Annotated in this window: 12 protein-coding genes; all 12 read right to left on the reverse strand. The window is 62.8% G+C overall.

Annotated elements, in window-relative coordinates:
• Positions 1-96: 96 nt before the first annotated feature.
• The gene (locus tag HBR93_RS06325) at positions 97-699 is read right to left on the reverse strand and encodes a hypothetical protein (RefSeq protein WP_169960005.1); all 603 of its coding nucleotides are present in this window, start codon (positions 697-699) and stop codon (positions 97-99) included.
• Positions 696-1,268 (reverse strand): RNA polymerase sigma factor, encoded by a 573-nt coding sequence (locus HBR93_RS06330; protein ID WP_120731200.1) that lies wholly within the window; start codon positions 1,266-1,268, stop codon positions 696-698. The genes HBR93_RS06325 and HBR93_RS06330 overlap by 4 nt, the downstream gene beginning before the upstream one ends.
• A 94-nt stretch (positions 1,269-1,362) precedes the next feature.
• Positions 1,363-2,997, reverse strand: a complete 1,635-nt coding sequence (locus HBR93_RS06335; protein ID WP_169960006.1) for a VWA domain-containing protein — start codon at positions 2,995-2,997, stop codon at positions 1,363-1,365.
• A gap of 203 nt (positions 2,998-3,200) precedes the next feature.
• Complete coding sequence (locus HBR93_RS06340; RefSeq protein WP_057436967.1) at positions 3,201-3,851, reverse strand: DUF799 domain-containing protein; 651 nt, start codon at positions 3,849-3,851, stop codon at positions 3,201-3,203.
• Positions 3,848-4,210 (reverse strand): DUF4810 domain-containing protein, encoded by a 363-nt coding sequence (locus HBR93_RS06345; protein ID WP_057957961.1) that lies wholly within the window; start codon positions 4,208-4,210, stop codon positions 3,848-3,850. The genes HBR93_RS06340 and HBR93_RS06345 overlap by 4 nt, the downstream gene beginning before the upstream one ends.
• Before the next feature lie 29 nt (positions 4,211-4,239).
• The gene (locus tag HBR93_RS06350) at positions 4,240-4,920 is read right to left on the reverse strand and encodes a CsgG/HfaB family protein (protein WP_057436965.1); all 681 of its coding nucleotides are present in this window, start codon (positions 4,918-4,920) and stop codon (positions 4,240-4,242) included.
• 31 nt (positions 4,921-4,951) lie between these two features.
• On the reverse strand, positions 4,952-5,533 hold the full coding sequence (locus HBR93_RS06355) for a hypothetical protein (RefSeq protein WP_057437666.1): 582 nt from the start codon (positions 5,531-5,533) through the stop codon (positions 4,952-4,954).
• A 140-nt stretch (positions 5,534-5,673) separates the two neighbouring features.
• A complete protein-coding gene (locus HBR93_RS06360; protein ID WP_169960007.1) occupies positions 5,674-8,241 on the reverse strand; it encodes an autotransporter outer membrane beta-barrel domain-containing protein in 2,568 nt (855 codons plus the stop codon).
• Between the two features lie 62 nt (positions 8,242-8,303).
• Positions 8,304-8,870, reverse strand: a complete 567-nt coding sequence (locus tag HBR93_RS06365) for a hypothetical protein (protein ID WP_169960008.1) — start codon at positions 8,868-8,870, stop codon at positions 8,304-8,306.
• 46 nt (positions 8,871-8,916) lie between these two features.
• On the reverse strand, positions 8,917-9,198 hold the full coding sequence (locus HBR93_RS06370; RefSeq protein WP_152987907.1) for a hypothetical protein: 282 nt from the start codon (positions 9,196-9,198) through the stop codon (positions 8,917-8,919).
• A complete protein-coding gene (locus tag HBR93_RS06375; protein WP_169960009.1) occupies positions 9,195-10,061 on the reverse strand; it encodes a PoNe immunity protein domain-containing protein in 867 nt (288 codons plus the stop codon). Before HBR93_RS06375 ends, HBR93_RS06370 begins: the two co-directional genes overlap by 4 nt.
• A complete protein-coding gene (locus tag HBR93_RS06380; protein ID WP_169960010.1) occupies positions 10,058-19,087 on the reverse strand; it encodes a hemagglutinin repeat-containing protein in 9,030 nt (3,009 codons plus the stop codon). Before HBR93_RS06380 ends, HBR93_RS06375 begins: the two co-directional genes overlap by 4 nt.
• Positions 19,088-19,090: the final 3 nt, after the last annotated feature.

Below are 19,090 nucleotides of genomic sequence, written 5' to 3' on the forward strand. Positions count from 1 at the left end.
CTGCCTGTAGGTCTTAGTTCAAATCGGGCCGGGAGCCGCAGATACAGACGAAAAGCCCCAGGTCGCAAGACCTGGGGCTTTTTGGTGGGCGCGGGTTCAACGCTTTTGCAACGCTTCCAACCGGGCGGGCAGGTCTTCGTCAGGAAAGCGCTTGTGCAGCGCCAGCAGCTTCTCATCCGCCGCCCTGCTCTCTCCCGCCTCGCGCAGATGCACAATCTCCTCAAGCCCCTGCTCCAGGGACTGCGGTTTGGCGGCTATCTGCTTGCTCATTTTCGCCACGGGCTCATCGGCCACGACCGCCGCCATCTCGGCCTGGACCGACGCGCTGTCAGCCTGTGGTGCCATCGCCATACGGGCCATGGGCGCGGGGGCGGCTGGGGCAGACAGTGCCTGCGGCGGTGGCGCAGCGGCATATTCGGCGGCTTCGGGCAGGTCGATATCAGGTACTGGCGAGCGCATTACCACGCCAATCATCAGTGCGACCCCGGCCACGGTGGCAAACGCCATCTGCCAGCGTGGTCGTTGGCAAGCTTGCAGCCAGCGTTGCCACAGGTTTGGCCCGGGAGCCGGTGCTTCGCGGCGGGCGGCGGCGAGGATGAAGGCGTCGAGGGACGCAGGCGGCTCGCTGGCGCTGTGTTGGCGAAAGTGCTGGATCAGCCCTTCGTCAGTCGGATCCTGGGGGTGTCGGGAGTCAGTCATACGGGTACCTCCTCGGCCAGCAGCCGACGCAATTTCTGCTGGGCGTAACGCAAGCGGCTTTTTACCGTTTCCAGTGGGCTGCCGGTCAGGGCGGCGATTTGCGGCAGTTCCAGGTCGCCGTGCAGGCGCAGCATAAACACTTCGCGCTGGTCTTCGGGCAGGTCTTGCAACGCTGCATCGAGACGGCCCTGGTCGCGGCTCAGGCTCAGTTGCTGCTCGGGGCCGGCGCCGGTGTCGGGCTGGGCGTGCAGTTGTTCGTCGTAGCTGTCGTGCAGCGGGTTGTGGATGCCGTGCTTGCGCCAATGGTCGATCAGGCGGTTGCGGGCAATCTGGAACAGCCAGGTACGAAAACTCGCGCGGCCTTGTGGCTGGGTAGTGCTGCGGATCAGGCTGAGCCAGGTGTCCTGGTAGATTTCCTCAGCCAGTTCGGCCTTATTGCAGAGGCCCACGAGAAACCGGTAAAGGCCCTGGCGGTGCCGGGCATAAAGGATTTCGAAGGCGCCTGCATCGCCGCTGCGGTAGCGGGCCAGCAGCGATTCGTCGCTGGGTGGATCATCTGGTACGGCCATGTTAAGTGGCGAACTCCTTTCGATGGATCACTGCAGATTACCTGTGGGAGCCGGGCAAGCCAGCTCCCACATTAGAGCTGTATCGTGTGCAAGATCAGTGTTTGAGGCTCTGGGCCAGTTCCACCAACTGTACGAATTCATTACGAAGGCCGTAGGGATCATCACCCCGGGCCGAGCGGGCCAGGGCGGCGGTGTCTTTTAGGCTCATGCTGCCAGTGTAGCGGCCATCGCCCTTGAGCTGTTGGGCGAAGGCGGCCACGGCGGCCGAGAAGCGCAGGTCGTCGCTGGGCGTGTGTTGAGCACTCTTGATCGGGTGTTCGATCAGGCGACTGCTGCCACCCGCCGCCGGCTTGTAGCGTACCCGCAACATGGCCAGTTCTGTGGCGTTGCCCTCGCCAGCCTTGGCCTGGGTATAGCGCAGCGGTTCCAGCCAGCCTTTTGAACCCTTGGGTACGATTTCATACAGCGCTGTCACGGTATGCCCGGCACCGATTTCGCCGGCGTCCACCTTGTCATTGCTGAAATCCTCACGTTTCAAGGCGCGGTTTTCATAGCCCAGCAGGCGATATTCGCTGACCTGGGCCGGGTTGAATTCCACCTGCAGCTTCACATCCCGCGCCACCACGGCCAGGGTCGAGCTGAGTTGCTCTACCAGGACCTTGCGCGCTTCGCGCAGGTTGTCGATATAGGCGTAGTTGCCATCGCCCGCGTCGGCCAGTTGTTCCATCAGGTGCTCGTTGTAGTTGTCCACACCAAACCCCAGGGTGGTCAGGGATACCCCGCTTTTGCGCTGGTCCACGGCCATCTGCTTGAGGCTGTCGAAGTCGCTGATGCCGACGTTGAAGTCACCGTCGGTGGCCAGCAGGATGCGGTTGATACCCTGGTCGATAAACCCTTCGCGGGCCATCTGATAGGCCAGTTCGATGCCCGATGCGCCCGCCGTGGAGCCGCCGGCGGTCAGTTGCTCGATGGCGTTGCGGATGTTTGCCTTGTCGCGACCGGACGTGGGCTTGAGCACCACCCGCGACTCGCCGGCATACACCACCAGCGACACGCGGTCCTGATCGCGCAGTTGGTCGACCAGCAGCTTGAGGGTGCTTTTCACCAGCGGCAGGCCTTCGCGGCGGTCCATGGAGCCGGAAACATCCACCAGGAACACCAGATTGGCCGGCGCCAATTCGGCCACCGCACGCTCGGAGGCCTTGATGCCGACGCGCAGCAGGCGCGTGTTGGGGTTCCAGGGGGGGGTGGCGGCGACTTCGGTGGTCACGCCGAACGGTGAGCCATCGCTCGGCAGTGGGTAGTCGTAGGGGAAGTAATTGACCATTTCCTCAAGTCGCACGGCACCTTCGGGCGGCAGCTGGCCTTGGTTGAGGAAACGCCTGACATTGGCATAGCTGCCCGTGTCGACATCGACGCTGAAGGTCGAGACCGGGGTTTCGGCAACGCTGTGCACCGGGTTGTCCGGCAGGTTTTGATACTGCTCACGCGGCTCGGCGCGGTACTCCATCGCCACAGCGTCATGCATGGCCATCGGTGCCGGCATCGCCATTCTTTTGAGCATGGCGCCCTGAGCCTGGACAGGCACGCTTTGCAGTTCGGGGACGGCAGCCGCTTCGGGCGCCTTGGCCTCGTCACGGGATGACAGCCCACACCCGGCAAGTGCCATCAGCAAGGTCACGGCAAAGCCCTGGGCAGCGGGGCGCAGGAGGAGAAGAGGATGGGACATGGGCTGAACCTCGTGTGTGAATGATGCGTTCACAAGGTCAGACGTAGGAGCGTCGGGATTCGGGTTAGCGTCTGGTCACTCAACCTATGTGGGAGCTGGCTTGACCTGCGATAGCGGTGGGCGAGTCAATACATACGGTGACTGACCTAACGCTATCGCGGGCAAGCCCGCTCCCACATTGGAGCGGCAGTGACTGGTCCAGATCAGTCCGAGCCGTACTTGGGCGAGCGCGGGCCGTACAGAATCCCGGTGCGTTGCCCGGCCGACAACAGGCGCGCGCTGGTGATACCAGCAATCGGATGCGCCGCGTCGGTGGAGCTGTTGATCACTTGCTTGACCGCCGCAGTGATCAGCATGCCCACCAGGCCGCCGCCGTTGTTGTTGCCTTCCTCGCTGGACGCCCGTGCCGAGCCGGTCCACAGGGTGGTGCCGGTGCGCAGGTCGACCAGTTTGGCCGAGGCTGTCACGGAGGTGTCGCTGGTGATCAGCATGTACTTGGTGCCGTACTCGCTGACGGTGATGTACAGCGCCGCGTCTGCGCCGAAGATCTCATGCAGCTTGCCCGGCGGCACGCCCTGGATATCGTTGGCGGTGGTCAGGCCGTTCTGGCGGAAGGTTTCGTCCACCAGGGCAATCGGCATCACGTAGTAGCCGGCTTCCGCCAACGGGTAGGTCACCTGCGATACCAGGCTGTAGGAGGCCTGCACTTCAGGGGACTCGTTGATCGGTGGCAGCACCAGGATCGACTTCGGCCGCGCCTGCTTGTAGGCCGAGTAATCGACGGTCTTGGGTGCTGCGCAACCGCCCAGCAAGGCCAGGGCGAGCAAGGCGCCGGTGAGTTTCAAAAAGCTCATTTCTTCACCTCTGGGGCCTTGGCGTTCTTGAGCAAAAAGTCCATGTAGGCAGCAGACTCGGGGAACAGCGCCTTCTCGGTGCGCAACTGCTGCACCATCTGGTCATCCTTGCCCATGCTCAGGTACAGCAAGCCCAGGTGGGCGTGGTAGCCCGGCGGGGCCTGGCGGCCACTGGCGTTGATCTTTTGCAGGTCGCGTTCCAGCGCTTCGACCTGGGCTTCCTTGGGCTCGCCCTTGAAGTACTCGTAAACCTGTGGCTGGTAGCTTTCCCATTGATACAGGGGCTTGGGTGCCGTCTGGCACCCTGCAACCAGCGCGGTTGCTGTCAGCATCAGCGCTAACTTAACTGCCTTGCTCATCCGTGTACTGCTCCTTGAAAACACTTAAATCAGTTACGCGGGTTCCAGGCGCCGGCGTTGATACCGTCGACCAGGCGATTGATCGCTTCGCGCATGGCCAGGTCCAGGACCTTGCCATTGAGGGTGGAGTCATAGCTGGCGGTGCCGCCAAAGCCCACGACTTCACGGTTCGACAGCGCGTATTCACCGGCGCCCTGGGTGGAATACACCACTTCGGAGGTGCTGATGTTGACGATATTCAGGTTGATCTTGGCGTAGGCCACCTGGGTCTTGCCACGGCCGAGAATGCCGAACAACTGGCGGTCGCCGGTTTCTTTGCGGCCGAACTCGGTCACATCGCCGGTCACCACGTAGTCAGCACCCTTGAGGTTCTGGACGGTGCCCTTGATTTTCGCTTCCTGGGAGATTTCGCCCATGTTGTCACGGTCCAGCACGCTGAAGCGGTTGGTCTGCTGCAAGTGGGTGATCAGGATGGTCTTGGCCTGGCCTCCGAGGCGGTCCACGCCATCGGAGAAGATCCCGCGCATGTAGCTGGAGCGGTTATCGAACTTGCCCACGGCAATCGGCACGCGTACGCCGGAGTAGGCGACGCTGGCGCTGGCGACTTTTTCGATCGGCAGTGCGCGGGAGCTTTCCGTGGCGCAACCGGCCAGGGTCAGCAGTGCCGTGGCGGCAAGGCCGGACAGCAGGATTTTGCAGAGTGATTTCACAGGGTGCTCCTAGGTGAATAAATCCGGGGTATTAACGTGAGGGTATGGCGCGCAGGTCGTGCACGATGTAATTGCTCAAGCCACCGGTGAAATGGCGCTCGATATTGGCGTTGCCTTCATTGGTCAGGACCCCGCCAATGGTCTTCCATTGCTGCACCTGGCCGCCCCAGTTATTGGGCACCAGGCCACCCCGATCCTGGGCAAAATGCAGCACCTCGGCGTCGGCTTTCTTGACCTTGACCTTGTAGCCGAAGTCGATGCTTTGCAGGATGGTGTTGTCGTCGACCACCAGGCTGGTGATACCGCCCTTGGAGTCGAGGATATGGCGCACGTAGACGATATCCACGTCCAGCAGGTAGTCAGCGGTCTGCTTGCTGCTGGCGTAGCGCTTGGCCTTGAGCAGACGGTCGACCAGGTCGACGCCCAGTTGCTCGCGGACTTTGGCGTCCGACATGAAAATTCGGCCCTGCCCCACCACTTTGACGTCGAAGGTATCGACCCAGAAGGTGGCGGTCTTGGGAATGGTCACGGGTGCTGGAGAGATGTAGTACGGGGGTTTGGAAGCGCAGCCGGCCAGAAAGGAAAGAGCCAGCAGCAAGGCAAAAATGCGCATCTTCAAATTCATCCCTGATTAAGTGCTGCGCATTTTACGGGGTTGAGAGCGGTTCTCAAGTTGTTTCGCACTGGTGGGAGCAGGCTTATGTGGGAGCAGGCTTGCCAGTTCCCACACAAGCTCGCTCCTACCAGGACGGTTTAGAACGCGTAACGGGCCTTGAGCATGACGCCATCGGCATCAAACCCACTGCGAGCCTGGCGGGTGTAGCTGGCGCCGACGCTGAACGCCGAGACCTGGTAGTTCACGCCCACGCTGGCTTCATAGCTGTCACGCGCCACCGAAGCGCCGGTCACGCTGAACGTCGAACCACCGTTCACAAAGCTGGAAGTCTGCGCCACGCGATCACCCATCAGGTCGTGATAGGCCATCAAGGTCGCTTCCGGTTGCAGGGTGCCAGCACCCAGCGCCAGGTTGCCTGCCACACGCAGGCCGGCGCCCAGCTCACCGACTTCGTAACGTTGGGAACCGGTGTTCAGCGCCGCCGAAGAGCCCTTCTCATGCAGGCTGTCCATGTGCACGCTGGAGTAACGCGCGGCGACACGCGGTTCGATCAGCACGCTGTCCGACGCTTTGAAGCTGTAGCCGCCGATCACGCTGGCCGACAACGCCTGGCTGTCGTAGCTGCCCTTCGCTGTAGTGCCGGCGATGTGGCGCTTGCTGTCGTTGTCGTTGACGCCGTAGCTCAGGCTGCCATCGACAAACCAGTTCTGCAGCGACCAGTTGCCATACAGCGACAGCGCGTTGCCCTGCACTTCAGTCTTGTTGCCCAGGTCCGAATGGATATTGGAGTTGAGGTAGCTGTACGCCACACCCACACGGGTGCTGTCGTTCAAACGCCCGTCCACGCCGACGGCCACGCCGCTGCTGTTGGCCGAGTAACCGTTATCGCCACCGCGACCGTCCTGGTCCATGTTGCTGCTCAGGCCTTGCACCCACACGCCGCCACGCTCGCTACCATCGCGCTGGCCGGCCAGGCGGTTGAGGATCGTGCCGTTGATCACGGTCTGCCCAGACAAGGCCACGTCCAGCGCGCCACGGTTTACGTCAGGCTTGAGCTGTTCGCCAATCTGCGCCAGTTGCTGGGCGCTGCCGGCGTTGGCCACGGCCTGGAACACTGCGTCGTCCTGGCTCAGTTGCCCCAGCACTTCGTTTTTCAGCAGGTTCACGGCGGTGACTGCCGAGGTGCTGGCGCCCACGCCGCCGAGGTCGGTTTGCACCTGCTCGTCTGGCTTCAAGCCCACCACGGCCTTGACCGTCTGCGCATCGGCCGAGTAGCTGAGCACATCGAGCAACGACGAGCTGCTGGCGACCGTCAGGCCGTTGTTCTGCACGCTGCTGGCTTGCAGCAAGGTGTATTCGGTGCCGCTGGGCGCTGCGGTGAAATCACCGGGCTTGGCGCTCAAGGTCACGTTGGAGCCCTGGGCGAAGTTCGCGGCGCCGCTGACCGTGAGGTAAGGCGTGGTCGGTACGACGCTATTGGACAGGCGCATATCAACCCCAGCGCCGCTGGCTACATTCAGGTCGCCAGTGATGGTGGTGCCGGACAGGTTCAACGAACCCGCGTTGACCGATACCGGGCCGCCAATGCGCGCGCCGGTAAAATCGGCCTGGCCGTTGATGTTCACAGCCGTGACACCGAGCACATCACCGACGATTTTGCCGCCGCTCCAGTTCAGGCTTGCCAGGTTGGCCGCGTCGATGGCGGTGCCGGAGTTGCTGCGGATTTCCCCGGCTTGCTGGTTGATCTCGAAGGGCGTCAACTGGGACTTCGGGTTGACCTTGATCGCCGTCGCGTCGGCGCTGATCACGCCACGGTTGATCAGGCCGCGCTCACCACTCGGCGAGGTGGTGTTAAAGGTCGCGCCTTGCACATTGAAGGCCATGGCGTTGCTGCCGCTGGCTTCGATGGTGCCGGTGTTGAGCAGGTAATCGTAGGTGCCCGCATCGAGCTGCACGGCAATCGCCTGCCCGCCGTTGACGGAAACCAGGCCGCTGTTTTCGATACGCAGGGGGTTGGTATCGGTTTCGATCTCGATCCCCAGGGCCTCTTCACCGGTAACGCGGAGGGTCCCGGAATTGAGCAGCTTGCCACCGATGGTCACCGGCAGGTTGTTGTGGGTATCGAGGATCAGGCCATAGCCGTAGTAGGACGTGACATCCACCACACCGCTGTTGACCACGTCGCCCGCCACGGTGGTGCCGTTGAGGTAGATACCCTCGGCGTCGGACTCATCACCGGAGCCGGGGACTTCGACCAGGGTGATGTTGCCCGAGTTGATGATGCTGCCGCCCACGTTGCTGGCACCGACTTCAAAACCTTCGGCCCAGATGGTGTTGCTCAGGTGGATATTGCCGGCCTGGATGATATCGCCGGTGATGTTGCTGCCGGTGGTGGTGAGCATTTGATCCAGCGCCCCATCGACGATCAGGCCACGGATGGCTCGGCCGCTGGCATCCAGGGTGAGGTTGGCGTCGTTGCGCAGCGTGCCCTGGATATTCGTCAGGGCAATATTCACACCATCGGCACTGGGCTGGGTCGACACCACGTTGCGCGTGCCCACCAGGGTCACAGGCTCGTTGAACGTCTGGGAGACCCATACGTTGTTCTGCCCGGTGCTGACGTCAAATTCCACCGCGCTGACTTGTGCGGCAACTGCGCTGACCATCATGGCCAACAGGGTTTTCTGGAACTGCTTGCGCTTCATTTGAAACTCCATTTACTACGGACAACACCGCCAATGTGCCCGGCGGTTGTAGGGTGCATGATTCAGGACGCGGGGACGGGGATGCGCTGCGCAGGGTCGGTGATGTCATAGGCATGCTGCTCACAGCCGGCGCCGACAATCACGAATTCCACCAGGTAAACCTTTTGCTTTTGCGGTTTGAACGCCGAGGTCATCGGGCCGCAGGCGTAGACCGTTTTTTCGGCGTAGCTGTAGTAGTTCGAGTCATACACTCGCGACTCGCCCAACACCTCGATCGTCTGCCCCGGATCGGCCAGTACTTCCAACTGCGGGAAGCGTTTGACGGCAGCGCTGTTGGCCACCTCGCTCATCTTGGCGATCCAGCCAAACACCTTGCCCCGACCAGAATCCACCACCGTGCCGAGGATCTCCGGCCGCTGATCGGCATCGCCGCCACGGCGCACGGAGAACTGCACGGGGTAAGTAAAGCCGGTGGCGCGCATGATCACTTTGGCGTGTTCGGCGTCCGCCACAACTTTGTTCTGCTGCAACTGCACGCCATCTTTCAACAGGCTGGGCGACGAGTCGCGGGCAGTGGAGTGGCAGCCCGCAAGGGCCAGGGCCGCGAGGATAAAGGCAACTTTTTTCATAAAGGGTCTTCCGTGGCAATAAAGGGCTGGGGTTGCCCTGCAAGAGTCAAAAACTCAAAAAGAACACGCCCCCATATAAAAACAAGGCAAAGCCGGCCAAGGCCGCGCGCCACTCCGGGTCGGCGTCCTTGCTCATGCCACCCGGTGCTATGGCCACCCGGGCGCCACGCGCATAGTTGTAAACCGCCTGGCCAAACCACAGCTGCACTAACACCATGGTCAAAAAACGCTTCCAACTGCCATCAAATCGCAAGAAGCCGTTCAACAACGCCGCCAGTACCAAAGCCACGCCAATGCCATGCCGGTACTGGTACAAGTGACGGCTCATTCATCCGAGCGCCCAAACAACCGCGCCAGCCAGCCGGCTTTTTCTACGCGGGCAGGAGCTGGTGCGGGGATAACGGCTTCACTGGGGTGGAGCAAGTCGGCAGGGTAATGTTCATGCCCGATGCAAGCGCTGTCATCCAGCCCGAACGCCTTGACAGCGGCAACCGCCTCAAAGCACCAGCGGCCGAAGTAGCCTTCCATCTCAAGGGGGTGTTTTACCGGGTCACCATAAACGTACCACCAGGGTTGCTGTTTACCGCGCCGGTTCAACTCCGGGTACCAATGCTCTACGAACGCCAGCAACAGCAAGGCCTGTTGTTCCTGGGGTGCGTCGATTGCCTTGAGCAATCTTGAGTAAGGCTTGGCGTGCAGTAGCTGCTCCCCAATCACCCGCCCGGGCTCGCGGGCGGCGATGATTCGATCCAGCAGAACGTCGTGCCCACCTTCGCCGATCAAGGCAACCAGTCGACGCCACTGGTCGTCGGGAATCTCCAGCGCCAGCGCCAGGCTCACCAACCAGAAACACCAGATGTAGTGGCTTAGATCCGTCAGCTCGAAAGTCCAGTCTCGGCAAACCTGAAGATTGTTTTGTGCACAGACTTCGTGGGCAGCACTATTGGACATCTCCCAGGCGTCCAGCAGGAGCGGGAAACAGGTCGCGATCTCTACGACATTGCGCCCTTGGGAATAGGCTCTGATGCCTGAGGTCAAACTATCCTTGGCAACGTCGAACGCAAATTGCGGCCTATAGACGGGGTTGGCTGAGGGCTCCGCCAACAGCTTACGGGCCCGCTCAATCCACTGCTGGTCCTTTGACTCACGCCCCTCCCAATACTGCTTATCTCCCAGCGGTGCACGAATCATGGAAGAACCCCATTCAGATTTTTGGAAGGTAGTATTCTAGAGGTGTCTACCGGTTTGACCTTACCAAGCGCATCCAACACCTCAATTTCTGTCGAGCCATCCGGCCGCGATCTGACGACCCATGTTTCGGTACGGTTCATTTCGATGGCAGCCCGAACATCCCGGCTCTGCTCCCTGCCCACTGCACGGATCAGGCGATCACCGCCCAGCGTCCAGGCTGTGGAGCCTTGCTTGCCATCCAGCGTATTGCCCAGCCCCGAAGATCCGGACTTTTTGTCGGCGCTGACAAACTTGTATTCGATAACGACAAAGTCGACATCCGGGCGGCTGACCTTGTAAAGATCATCAACCCCCGTCTCACCCAAACCCGGTACCCGTGCCAATTTCTGTCCGTCCGGCACGATTTGCTTAACGGAACGCTCGCCAAACAAGTCGCCCATGACCCCTTTCTGTTCCCGGGTCAACACGCTCAGATCCATCAGCGGTTTGCCATCAGGGCCAAAGATACCGCCACTTTTGAGCAGTGCCTGCTCGGCCGCTTCGTTGATGATACCGGTGAAGCGTTTGCCCACAGCCCCGGCCAGCTCGCCGGTCAGGCGGGTAGTGGTCGCGCCAGCACTACCGACACCCGCGCCGCCCAGGCCGAGGCCCACGCCGGTAGAGGTGGCGATCATCTCGTTCTGGCGCAGCACGTCGGCGCCATAGCCCTGCATGATATGCAGGGTGTCCAGATAGCCCTTGAGCCTCAGCTCTTCGGGCAAGCTCTGCACCGCCTCTACCGCCGCGATAAATTGCCGACCGCCACAGCTTGGGCAATTGACGGTACTCATCGCCCAAAGCGCCGTCTTGGAACCGAAACTGGCCAGATCCTCTACGGCATTGGCAATACCCTCGGCACTGCCCTGGCCCTTGGCATTGAGAATTTCGGCCATGTTTTTCGGGTCGTGCAGGTACTTGTAGGGGTCGACCAGTTCGATGTACTTGACCAGGTTCTCAACCGAGTTCCGGTCTTTCATCAGGCGCGACAGGCCCAACCGCTCATTGTTGTAATCGGCCAGGCTGACCTGGAACAGGTCCGCACTTTTCGACTGCGAAAGCTCGCTGCGCAGGAAACTGGCGGCAGTCGTGGTGTTGCCATCCTCGGCACCCAACACGGTATTCCAGCCGCGATCGACCATCGCCGCAGCGGTGCGCAGCAACTCAATGCGCGCCTGCTGCTCGGTGATGCCTTGCTCGGCGGCGTAGCGATCGACGCGCTCTTTGTCGGAGGCGAACTTGATCTCGTCCGGGTGCAACTGACGGTTGTACCGATCCACGCTGGCCGCAGTGCCACCGGCCACAATGGCGCCGCCGGTGCCATGCCCGGAACCGACCGCCGTACCCACGCCGGAGGCAATCAGGGTAGCCACGGCCTTACGGTCGGCCTCTTTCATGCCACTGTCTTCCAGCGCTTGCAGAATCGAGGGCATCAGCGCCGCCGAGGCGCCTGCACCCAGCGCGCCGCTCTGCACATTACCGCTGGAAAGCCCCAGGGCAGCCCCCGCCAATGCGTGCAACATTACGCGCGCTGCGCCGCCTTCGGCCCAGGCGGCCTTGGTCGCACTGTCGATGTCTTTGCGGTTTTTCTGCTCGTCGGCAAAACTCCCGATTTTATTGAAGATATCGCTGGCCGATGTATTGGCCACGATCCCCACCGTCGTGCCGCCGGTAGCGCCGCCCAGCCCGGCCGCAATCAGCCCGGACGCAATGTCAGCCATCAGTTTCTTGTCGCCACCCACCTGCCAGCGTAGCGCCTCGGCATTCGCCGCCTCGTACGCCTGGGCCGCAGCCCCCGCCGTTGGCGAGCCCGCGCTGGCCTGGTCTTTTGCCTCTTGCCCAAGCTTCTTGGCTTCATCCGCCTTGGCTTTGGCCACCGTGCTGATCACACCGCTGGCCAATTGCGCCGAGCTTTGGATCAGGTCGATGCGCTCTTGCATGGCCTTTTCATCTGGGCGCTCGAGCTTCTGGTTGGCATTAGCGGTGTCGCGGTTCAGCCCCACCAGGTCATTGGCGCCCTCAGGATTGCGGACCACAATCGTGCCGTCGCTGACCGCACTGCGAGTGTGGCTGCGCTCGTCTTCCTTGAGCGCCACCGGAATACTGCCACCCGGCGAGGTGCCGCCGCTGCTGCTGAACGAAGCGGAGAGCCCCGCCGACTGGCTCTGGATCTCGCTGGTGTTCTTGATATCGCTGACGATCAAGCGATCGGTGCTCAAGCGGTTCTTCACCGCCGCCGCTTCGCTGGCAATCACCCCGCCCTGCAAGGTGGTGGTCTTGCCGACATTGATGTCGTAGCCCCCGGTGCCCGCAAACAGGCCGGTCTGGTCGGTCACGGCCTTGTAGTCGCTGTTCATCTTGGCGGCGGCAATGCTGGCTGAACCAGCCACGGTGGAGCCGTAGCAGAACGGCGGGATGCAGATACTCGCGCCAAAGCCTGCGCTGCTCTGCTTGCTGCGCGACGATTCGCTGTCCTGGCGCGAGAGGATATTGAGGTTGCCGCCGATGTCGGCCTGGATGCGGTCAGCGCGCACCTGGGCACCGGCGAGGGTGGTGTCGCCACCGCTTTTGAGCAGCAGCGAGCCGGTGTCCAGGGTGGTATTGACCTGGGTTACCGAGTTGCCATTGCCGTTGTTTTTCGCGCCCTGGGCGCCGAGGTCGAGGGTGAAACCGTTCTGCTCGCCGATGTTGAAGCTGGCGCCAATTGCAGTCTTGTTGGTCGAGCCATCGTTCTTGCGGTCGACGGTGTCCTGGGCGCTTTGCAGCAACACGTTGTTCTTGGCCAGCAACAAGGTGTTGGCGGCTTTCAGGCTGCTGCCGGTGATCTCGATATTGCCCTGGGTGCCGGGCGCTTCGCCGGTGGCGACAATCGACAGATCCTGCCCGGCATTGAGCGTGCTCTGGCGCGCCGTCAGGCTGTTGTACTCGCTGCTGGCCTTGCTGCGGGTGTTGGCCAGTTCGGTGCCAATCTTGATCAACGAACCGTTGCTGGGTGAGCCGCCCTGCTTGTTCTTGAAGCCGGCGCTCTGGCCGTTGGCGTCCGAGGCCTGGCCACCCAGGTTGTAGGCCGCCAGGGCGGCCTGGGCGATTTTCACCGCCTTGAGGCGCGGGTCATCGGCGTTCTTCGCCGCCTCGGTGGCATCGTGAATGCTGCGCGCGGTGTCGATCACCGCACCGCCAATCACCCGGCCCACGGCCAGGCTTTTGGAGCTGTCTTCGGTGGTTTGCCGCGCGGTTTCAGCGCCGGCGGTGATGGTCACGTTGGCGCCACTGAGGTCCATGTTCTTGGTGCTCACCAGATCACTGGCGACCACGTTCAATTCACGGCCGGCAATCAACGCAACGTTGCCTTCGCTGGAGCCAATGGTGCTGCCGGTCAGGGTGGTTTCCTGGGCGGTGCCGTTGTGTTTGCTGCTGCTGATGGACAGGTGCTGATTGCCGGTGATGTCGTCCAGGCCCAGCTTATTGCCGGTCAACACGCCGGTCAGGTCGCGGTTCTTTTCCTTGTGCATGTCGGTGCGCGAAAAGGTGTTCTGCGCCGCATCAATCGTCAGGTCACGCCCGGCCTGCACGGCCAGGTCGCCGGTGCTGACCAGCGCCGAGCCGGTCACTGTCGCATCCTGCCCCGCCACCACGCTGACCGTCTCGCCCGAGACCATGCTGCCCACGGCCACGGTGCGCTTCTCGTCGACCTTGTCCTGGACCTTGCTCGACTTCAGCCCGCCCCAGCTGCTTTTGCTTTCCTTGCGCTCATGCCGGGCACTTTCGGCATCAGTCACCGCGACAATTTGCACATCCTTGCCCGCCACCAGTTTTGCCGCGCCTTTGTCGGCGGCCACGGTGCTACCCGCCAGCAGCAGGTTTTCACCGGCTACCAGGGTGCTGTTGCCGCCAGAGCTGACACTGCTGCCAACGTTGTTGATGGTGTCGGTCTCGTCGAGACGGAATTTTTTCCCCGAGGAGCTTTTCTTGGTCTTGCTGTAGAAGCTGTAGTCCTGATCCTCGGCGGCCCGCAGGGCCAGATTCTTGCCGGCCACCAGGTACGCTTCATTGCCGGCGCTGACGTTACTGGCGAGCAGCAGTAAATCTTCGCCCGCATTCAAGCTCACGTTGCCACCGGCCTTGAGCACGCTGGAAACCTGGCTTACGTGGTCCTCGATGCTCTTGACCTTTTTCGAGTTGTACGCCGAATGCTGCTCGTTGGCCGCCGCCGCCAGGGTCACATTGCGCACGCCGCCGACGCTCAGGTCGCGCTTGGCTTCGATCTGGCTGCCCACCGCGCTCACATCCCGCCCGGCGACCACATGGAAGTCACGCCCGGCTTCAACCACCGAGCCTTGCTGGGTGATGATCTCGTGGCGCGAACGGCTGCCAATGGCGCCGCTGTCCAGGGTTTGTGCCGCGACGATATTGACGTCGCGCACCGCCTGGGCGGTGGTGTCGCCGCCGCTCTTGAGCGCGCCGCCCACACTGTTGATATCGCGCCCGGCCTGCATCGCCAGAGTGCTGGCCGACTCGATGCGCGCAGCGCTGTCGATAAAATCGCTGCGCTCGATGCGGTAGTCGCTGGCGCTCTGGTGCGTGGTGACGCTGCGCTCGTTGAGCAGGTCGGCACCGGCCACCAGGTTGACCTGCTGCCCGGCGATGATGCCGCCGGCACGGTTGTTGAGGTTCTTGCCGGTCAGCAGGTCGAGGCGGTTGCCAGCCTCCATCAACCCGCTGTTGTGCAAATCACCGCCAATATTGGCGCCCAGGTTGCTGGTAGCACGCAGTGTGCCGACGTTGTTGAGGTTAGCGCCGGTCATCAGGCTCAGGTCGCTGCCGGAAATCAGCGCGCCATTGGGTGCCAGGCGATTGCTGGCCTGGGCCAGGTAAAGCACCGGCACCAACACGTCTTGACCGGCAACGGTGGCGTTTTCCAGCCACACGATATCGTGGGTCAGGGCCGCCACTTGTTCGGCGGTGAGGCTCACGCCCACGGCCAGGTTCAGTTGCTGGCGAGCGCCGATGGCATTGTCCATCAGGTACTTGAACACACCGGCGTCGCTGGTCTGGCCGTCGATAAAGCGCTGGCCGGTGCGGGCAAGTACGGCTTGCTGGATCAGGCGCTGCTCGTAGAACCCATCGCCCAGGCGCTTCTGGCTGGCGTCGGGGTCGTAGCCCAGCTTGGCCAGCATGTAATCCGAGCCCAGGAACTCAGCCATATTGGTCAGCTGCGAGTTGGTCTCGATCAGGTACTTGTGCGGGTTGGCGGCAAACTGGCTGTTGGGCAGGCCCTGTACACCACTGCCGTCGCTGAAGTGAAACAGGCCGTTCTGCCCGGTGGGCAAGCTGAAGCCCGGCAGGCCCAGCGGGTTGACTTGTTGCTGGGCGACATCCGGTGGCAATTGCCCGTTGAGCTTCACCTGGGTGGAGAAGCCAGGGGCGTTGGTGTCGGTCTTGGCGCCGCTGCCGACGTAGGTGTAGCCACCGCGCACCACGCTGTTGTCGATGCCGGCCTGGGCCTGGATATTCACCGCGCCGCCGGCCTGGATCACCGCAGCGTAGCGCTGGTCCGGAGCCGCCAGTTGGGTGGTTTTGGTCTCGCCCCATTGGCGCTCCATCGCGCCGATAAAGAACGCCATGGCCGCTTCCAGGCCCCCCAGGTTATTGGGGTTGTAGGCCGCGCCACCGATGGAATAACGCTGGGTAAATTGCGCGGCGGTCTGGTTGTAGCCCGACGGATCACGGGTGCGCTCGGAAGAAAATACGCGCTCGGTCAGGGTGTCGTGGGTTTCCAGGCCGAGGTTGGTCAACTGGTTGACCCGCGCCGTCAGGCTGCCGGCTGCAGCGATGCTACTGCTGCTGTTGAGCACATCGCCGCCGACCAGCAGCAGGTTGGCGCCGGAGGTAATGCTGGAGGCCGCGCTGGCGTCGGTGACCCTCAGGCGCTCCCGCTGGGCAATCAGGAACGGACGGTTTTCCTTGCCGCCTTCGCAGTCACCGCCGTTGACGTTTTCAATGCACTGCACCGGGCTGATCGAGGCGCTGTAGATCCCCGACTCGCTGGTCAGGACCGTGCGGATATTCTGGATGGTGCCGGCGGCCAGGCTCAGGTTGCCGTCACTCTGAATGCTCGACGAGCTGTTGATGATGCTGGTGGCGAACGCGCCCTTGCCGTCACGGTCGATGCTCAAGTTGCCCATGGCATAGATATCGGCAGCGAGGTTTTTCAGGCGATCGACCCGCAGGCTCATATCGCCGCCGCTGAACAGCAGGCCGTTCTGGTTAAGCAGGCTGCCAGAGGTCAGGGTCATGGTGCGACCGCTGCCCAGGGTGCCGAGGTTGTTCAGCGCAGCGCTGGCCAGGCTGAAGTCCGTGGCGGCGGTCAGGCGGCCCGTGTTGTTGAGGGTGCCGCCCAGGGTCAGGTCGAGGCTGCCGTTACTGGCGATCACGCCCTGGGTGGACCAGTTCTGGCCGGTGCCCTTGATGCGGTTGGCCGCGAGCAATTGGCCGCTGGTGGTTTGCTCGAGGGTGTCGACATTGACCGTGAGGTTGCCGGCCTGGATCAGGCTGCTGTTGGTCCAGTTGGTTTTGTCCAGGCTCAGGTCGCCCTGGGTCACCAGGCTGCCGCCGACGTTATCGAGGTTGATGCCGGCAATATCGAACACGCCGGTGCCGACATGCAGCACGCTGCCGCCCTGGTTCTGGAAGGTGCCGGCGGCCAGGCTCAAGTCGGCATTGGCCGCTTCCAGCTTGCCGCCGCTGTTGTCCAAGGTACCGCCAATCGCCAGGCGGCTTTTGCCAGTGCTCCCCAGGGCGCGCAATTGCCCGCCCTGGTTGTTCAGGCTGGCGGCAGCGATATCCAGGGTGCTGGCGCTTTCGATCAGGCCACGGTTGTTGAGGGCGCCCAGCAGGCTGAGGTCGACTTGCTGACCGGCGATCTGCCCGGCGTTATCGACGCTGCCGCCACTGAGGCGCACGCGCTGGCCGGCGAATACACCGCCGTTGCCGTTGTTGAAAACATCGGCGTTGATCAGCGCGTCACCCGCCTTGGCCGAGAGCTTGCCCCCGGCGTTGTTCAGGCTGCCGACGGTGAGGTTCAGGCCGGCGTTTTCGCTGTGGATCAGGCCATCGTTGTCGTTTTGCACCAGGCCGCTGGCGTTCAGGGTCAGCCCAGCGTTTGCCGCCAGGGTGCCGCTGTTGCGGTTGTCCAGGCTGGCCGCCAATACCGTCAGCAAGGTTTGGCTGGTGAGTTTGCCACCCTGGTTGTCGAGGGCGGCGACACGCTCGATCGACAGCGGGCCGGCGCTGGCCAGCTTGCCGTTGCGGTTGATCAGGTCGGCCAGCAGGTCGAGGGTCAGCGCGCCGTTGCCGGTGAGGCTGCCGGCGCTGTTGTCCAGGCTCTTGCCGCGCAGGGTGAATGCGGCGGCGCTGTCGATGGCGCCGCCCTGGCTGTTGTTGAGCGCGCCGCTGAGGGTCAGGGTTTGCGCTCCAGCGCTGGAGATCACGCCTTTGTTGCTGTTATCGAGGTTGTCGCCGGTGACGCTGAGGGTGTCGTGGCTGACCACCGCGCCGCCCTGGTTATTGACCTGCGCGACGTTGGCCTGCAACGCGCCGTCGCTGATGATTTCGCCCTGGCTGTTATGCAGCGCAGCGGCAGTCAACTGGGTGCTGCCGCTGGTCAGCAGGCGGCCTTTGTTGCGGTTATCCACAGTGCTGGCGGTGATGTCCAGGGCCTTTCTGGCACTGATGACGCCGCCTTGGTTATCCACGGTCTGGCTGGCCTTGACGGTGGCGGTACGGCTGGCAACCACACTGGCGTTATTGCGAATATCGCGGGCGTCGAGGCTGACGTCGCCGGTGGTGGTTCGGGTGTTATCGGGATTCACGCCGGCTTCGATGATGCCGTTGTTGGTCAACTGCCCGCCGCTGCTCAGGCGCACCGTGTCGCGGGCGGCGAGGCTTTTCTGGGTGTTCAGGTCGCCGCTGGTTTTCACCGTCAGGGCGGTGCCGGCGTAGGCCGGGCCCTGGGCGTCGAGGCTTGCCGCCTTGACGTCAATCGCGCCACTGGCCGCCGCTTGCGCCATGCTCAGGTGACCATTGGCATCGAGTTGGATATCGCCCGCGCTGGCCGCCAACGTGCCGTCCAGTTTCACCCCGACACCGGCCTCGGTGCCCACCAGCTTGATCGCGCCGGCATACATGCCGCCCAGGGCCGAGGAGTCAATCGCCAACTCCGGCTTGGCGCTGCCATCGTCGGCGCGCGCGGTGGCATTCAGGGTCTGTGCATTGACGTCGTTGCGCCCGGCAATCACGGTCAGGTTGCGGGCATTGATCTGCGCGTTGATCTTGGCCGTGCGGGTGATGATTTCGAAGCGGTCGACATTGCTCGCATTCAAGCCCTGGCCGTCGATGGTCACCGCACCACCATCGACCTGGTAGCGGTCCAGGCGGCCGTTATCGAGGATCGGTTTGCCGGTGGTCAGGGTCACGTTGGGCGTATTGATAAAGCCGCAGCCGTTGCAGGTCACGCCATAGGGGTTGGCGACGATAACCTTGGCCGATTGGCCCGCCACCTCGGTGTAGCCGCGCAGTTGGCTGGGGCTGCCGCCGTTGACTTCATTGAGGATGACATTCGCCGAGCCACCCTTGAGGTTGGGGTTGCCGACGATAATCCCGCCCAGTTGGGTGGACTGCAACGGGCCGCCGGCGTTGTTGAGGATCACGCCATTGGGGCCGACGTTGTAGTCCTTGAAGTGGTTGTGGGACAGGCCGCTGCCATTGGGCGTGGCGATGTTCACCACCGGCACCCCATTGCCCGCCGCGCCCACCGTCGTGCCGGGGCCGCTGACCACAATGCCGTCGGCCTGGGCCAGCAGCGGCTGCCAGAACAGCGCGTTGGCCAGGATCAGCACCAGGCCGCGCTTGGGCAGGCCGCAGAACGCGTCACGACGCTTCAAGGCAGCAGAAGGCAGGCGGGCGAGGAAGGCAAACTGGCGGACGTCCATGTC

This window comes from Pseudomonas sp. WS 5411 (assembly GCF_012985595.1).
GTDB lineage: Bacteria > Pseudomonadota > Gammaproteobacteria > Pseudomonadales > Pseudomonadaceae > Aquipseudomonas > Aquipseudomonas shahriarae.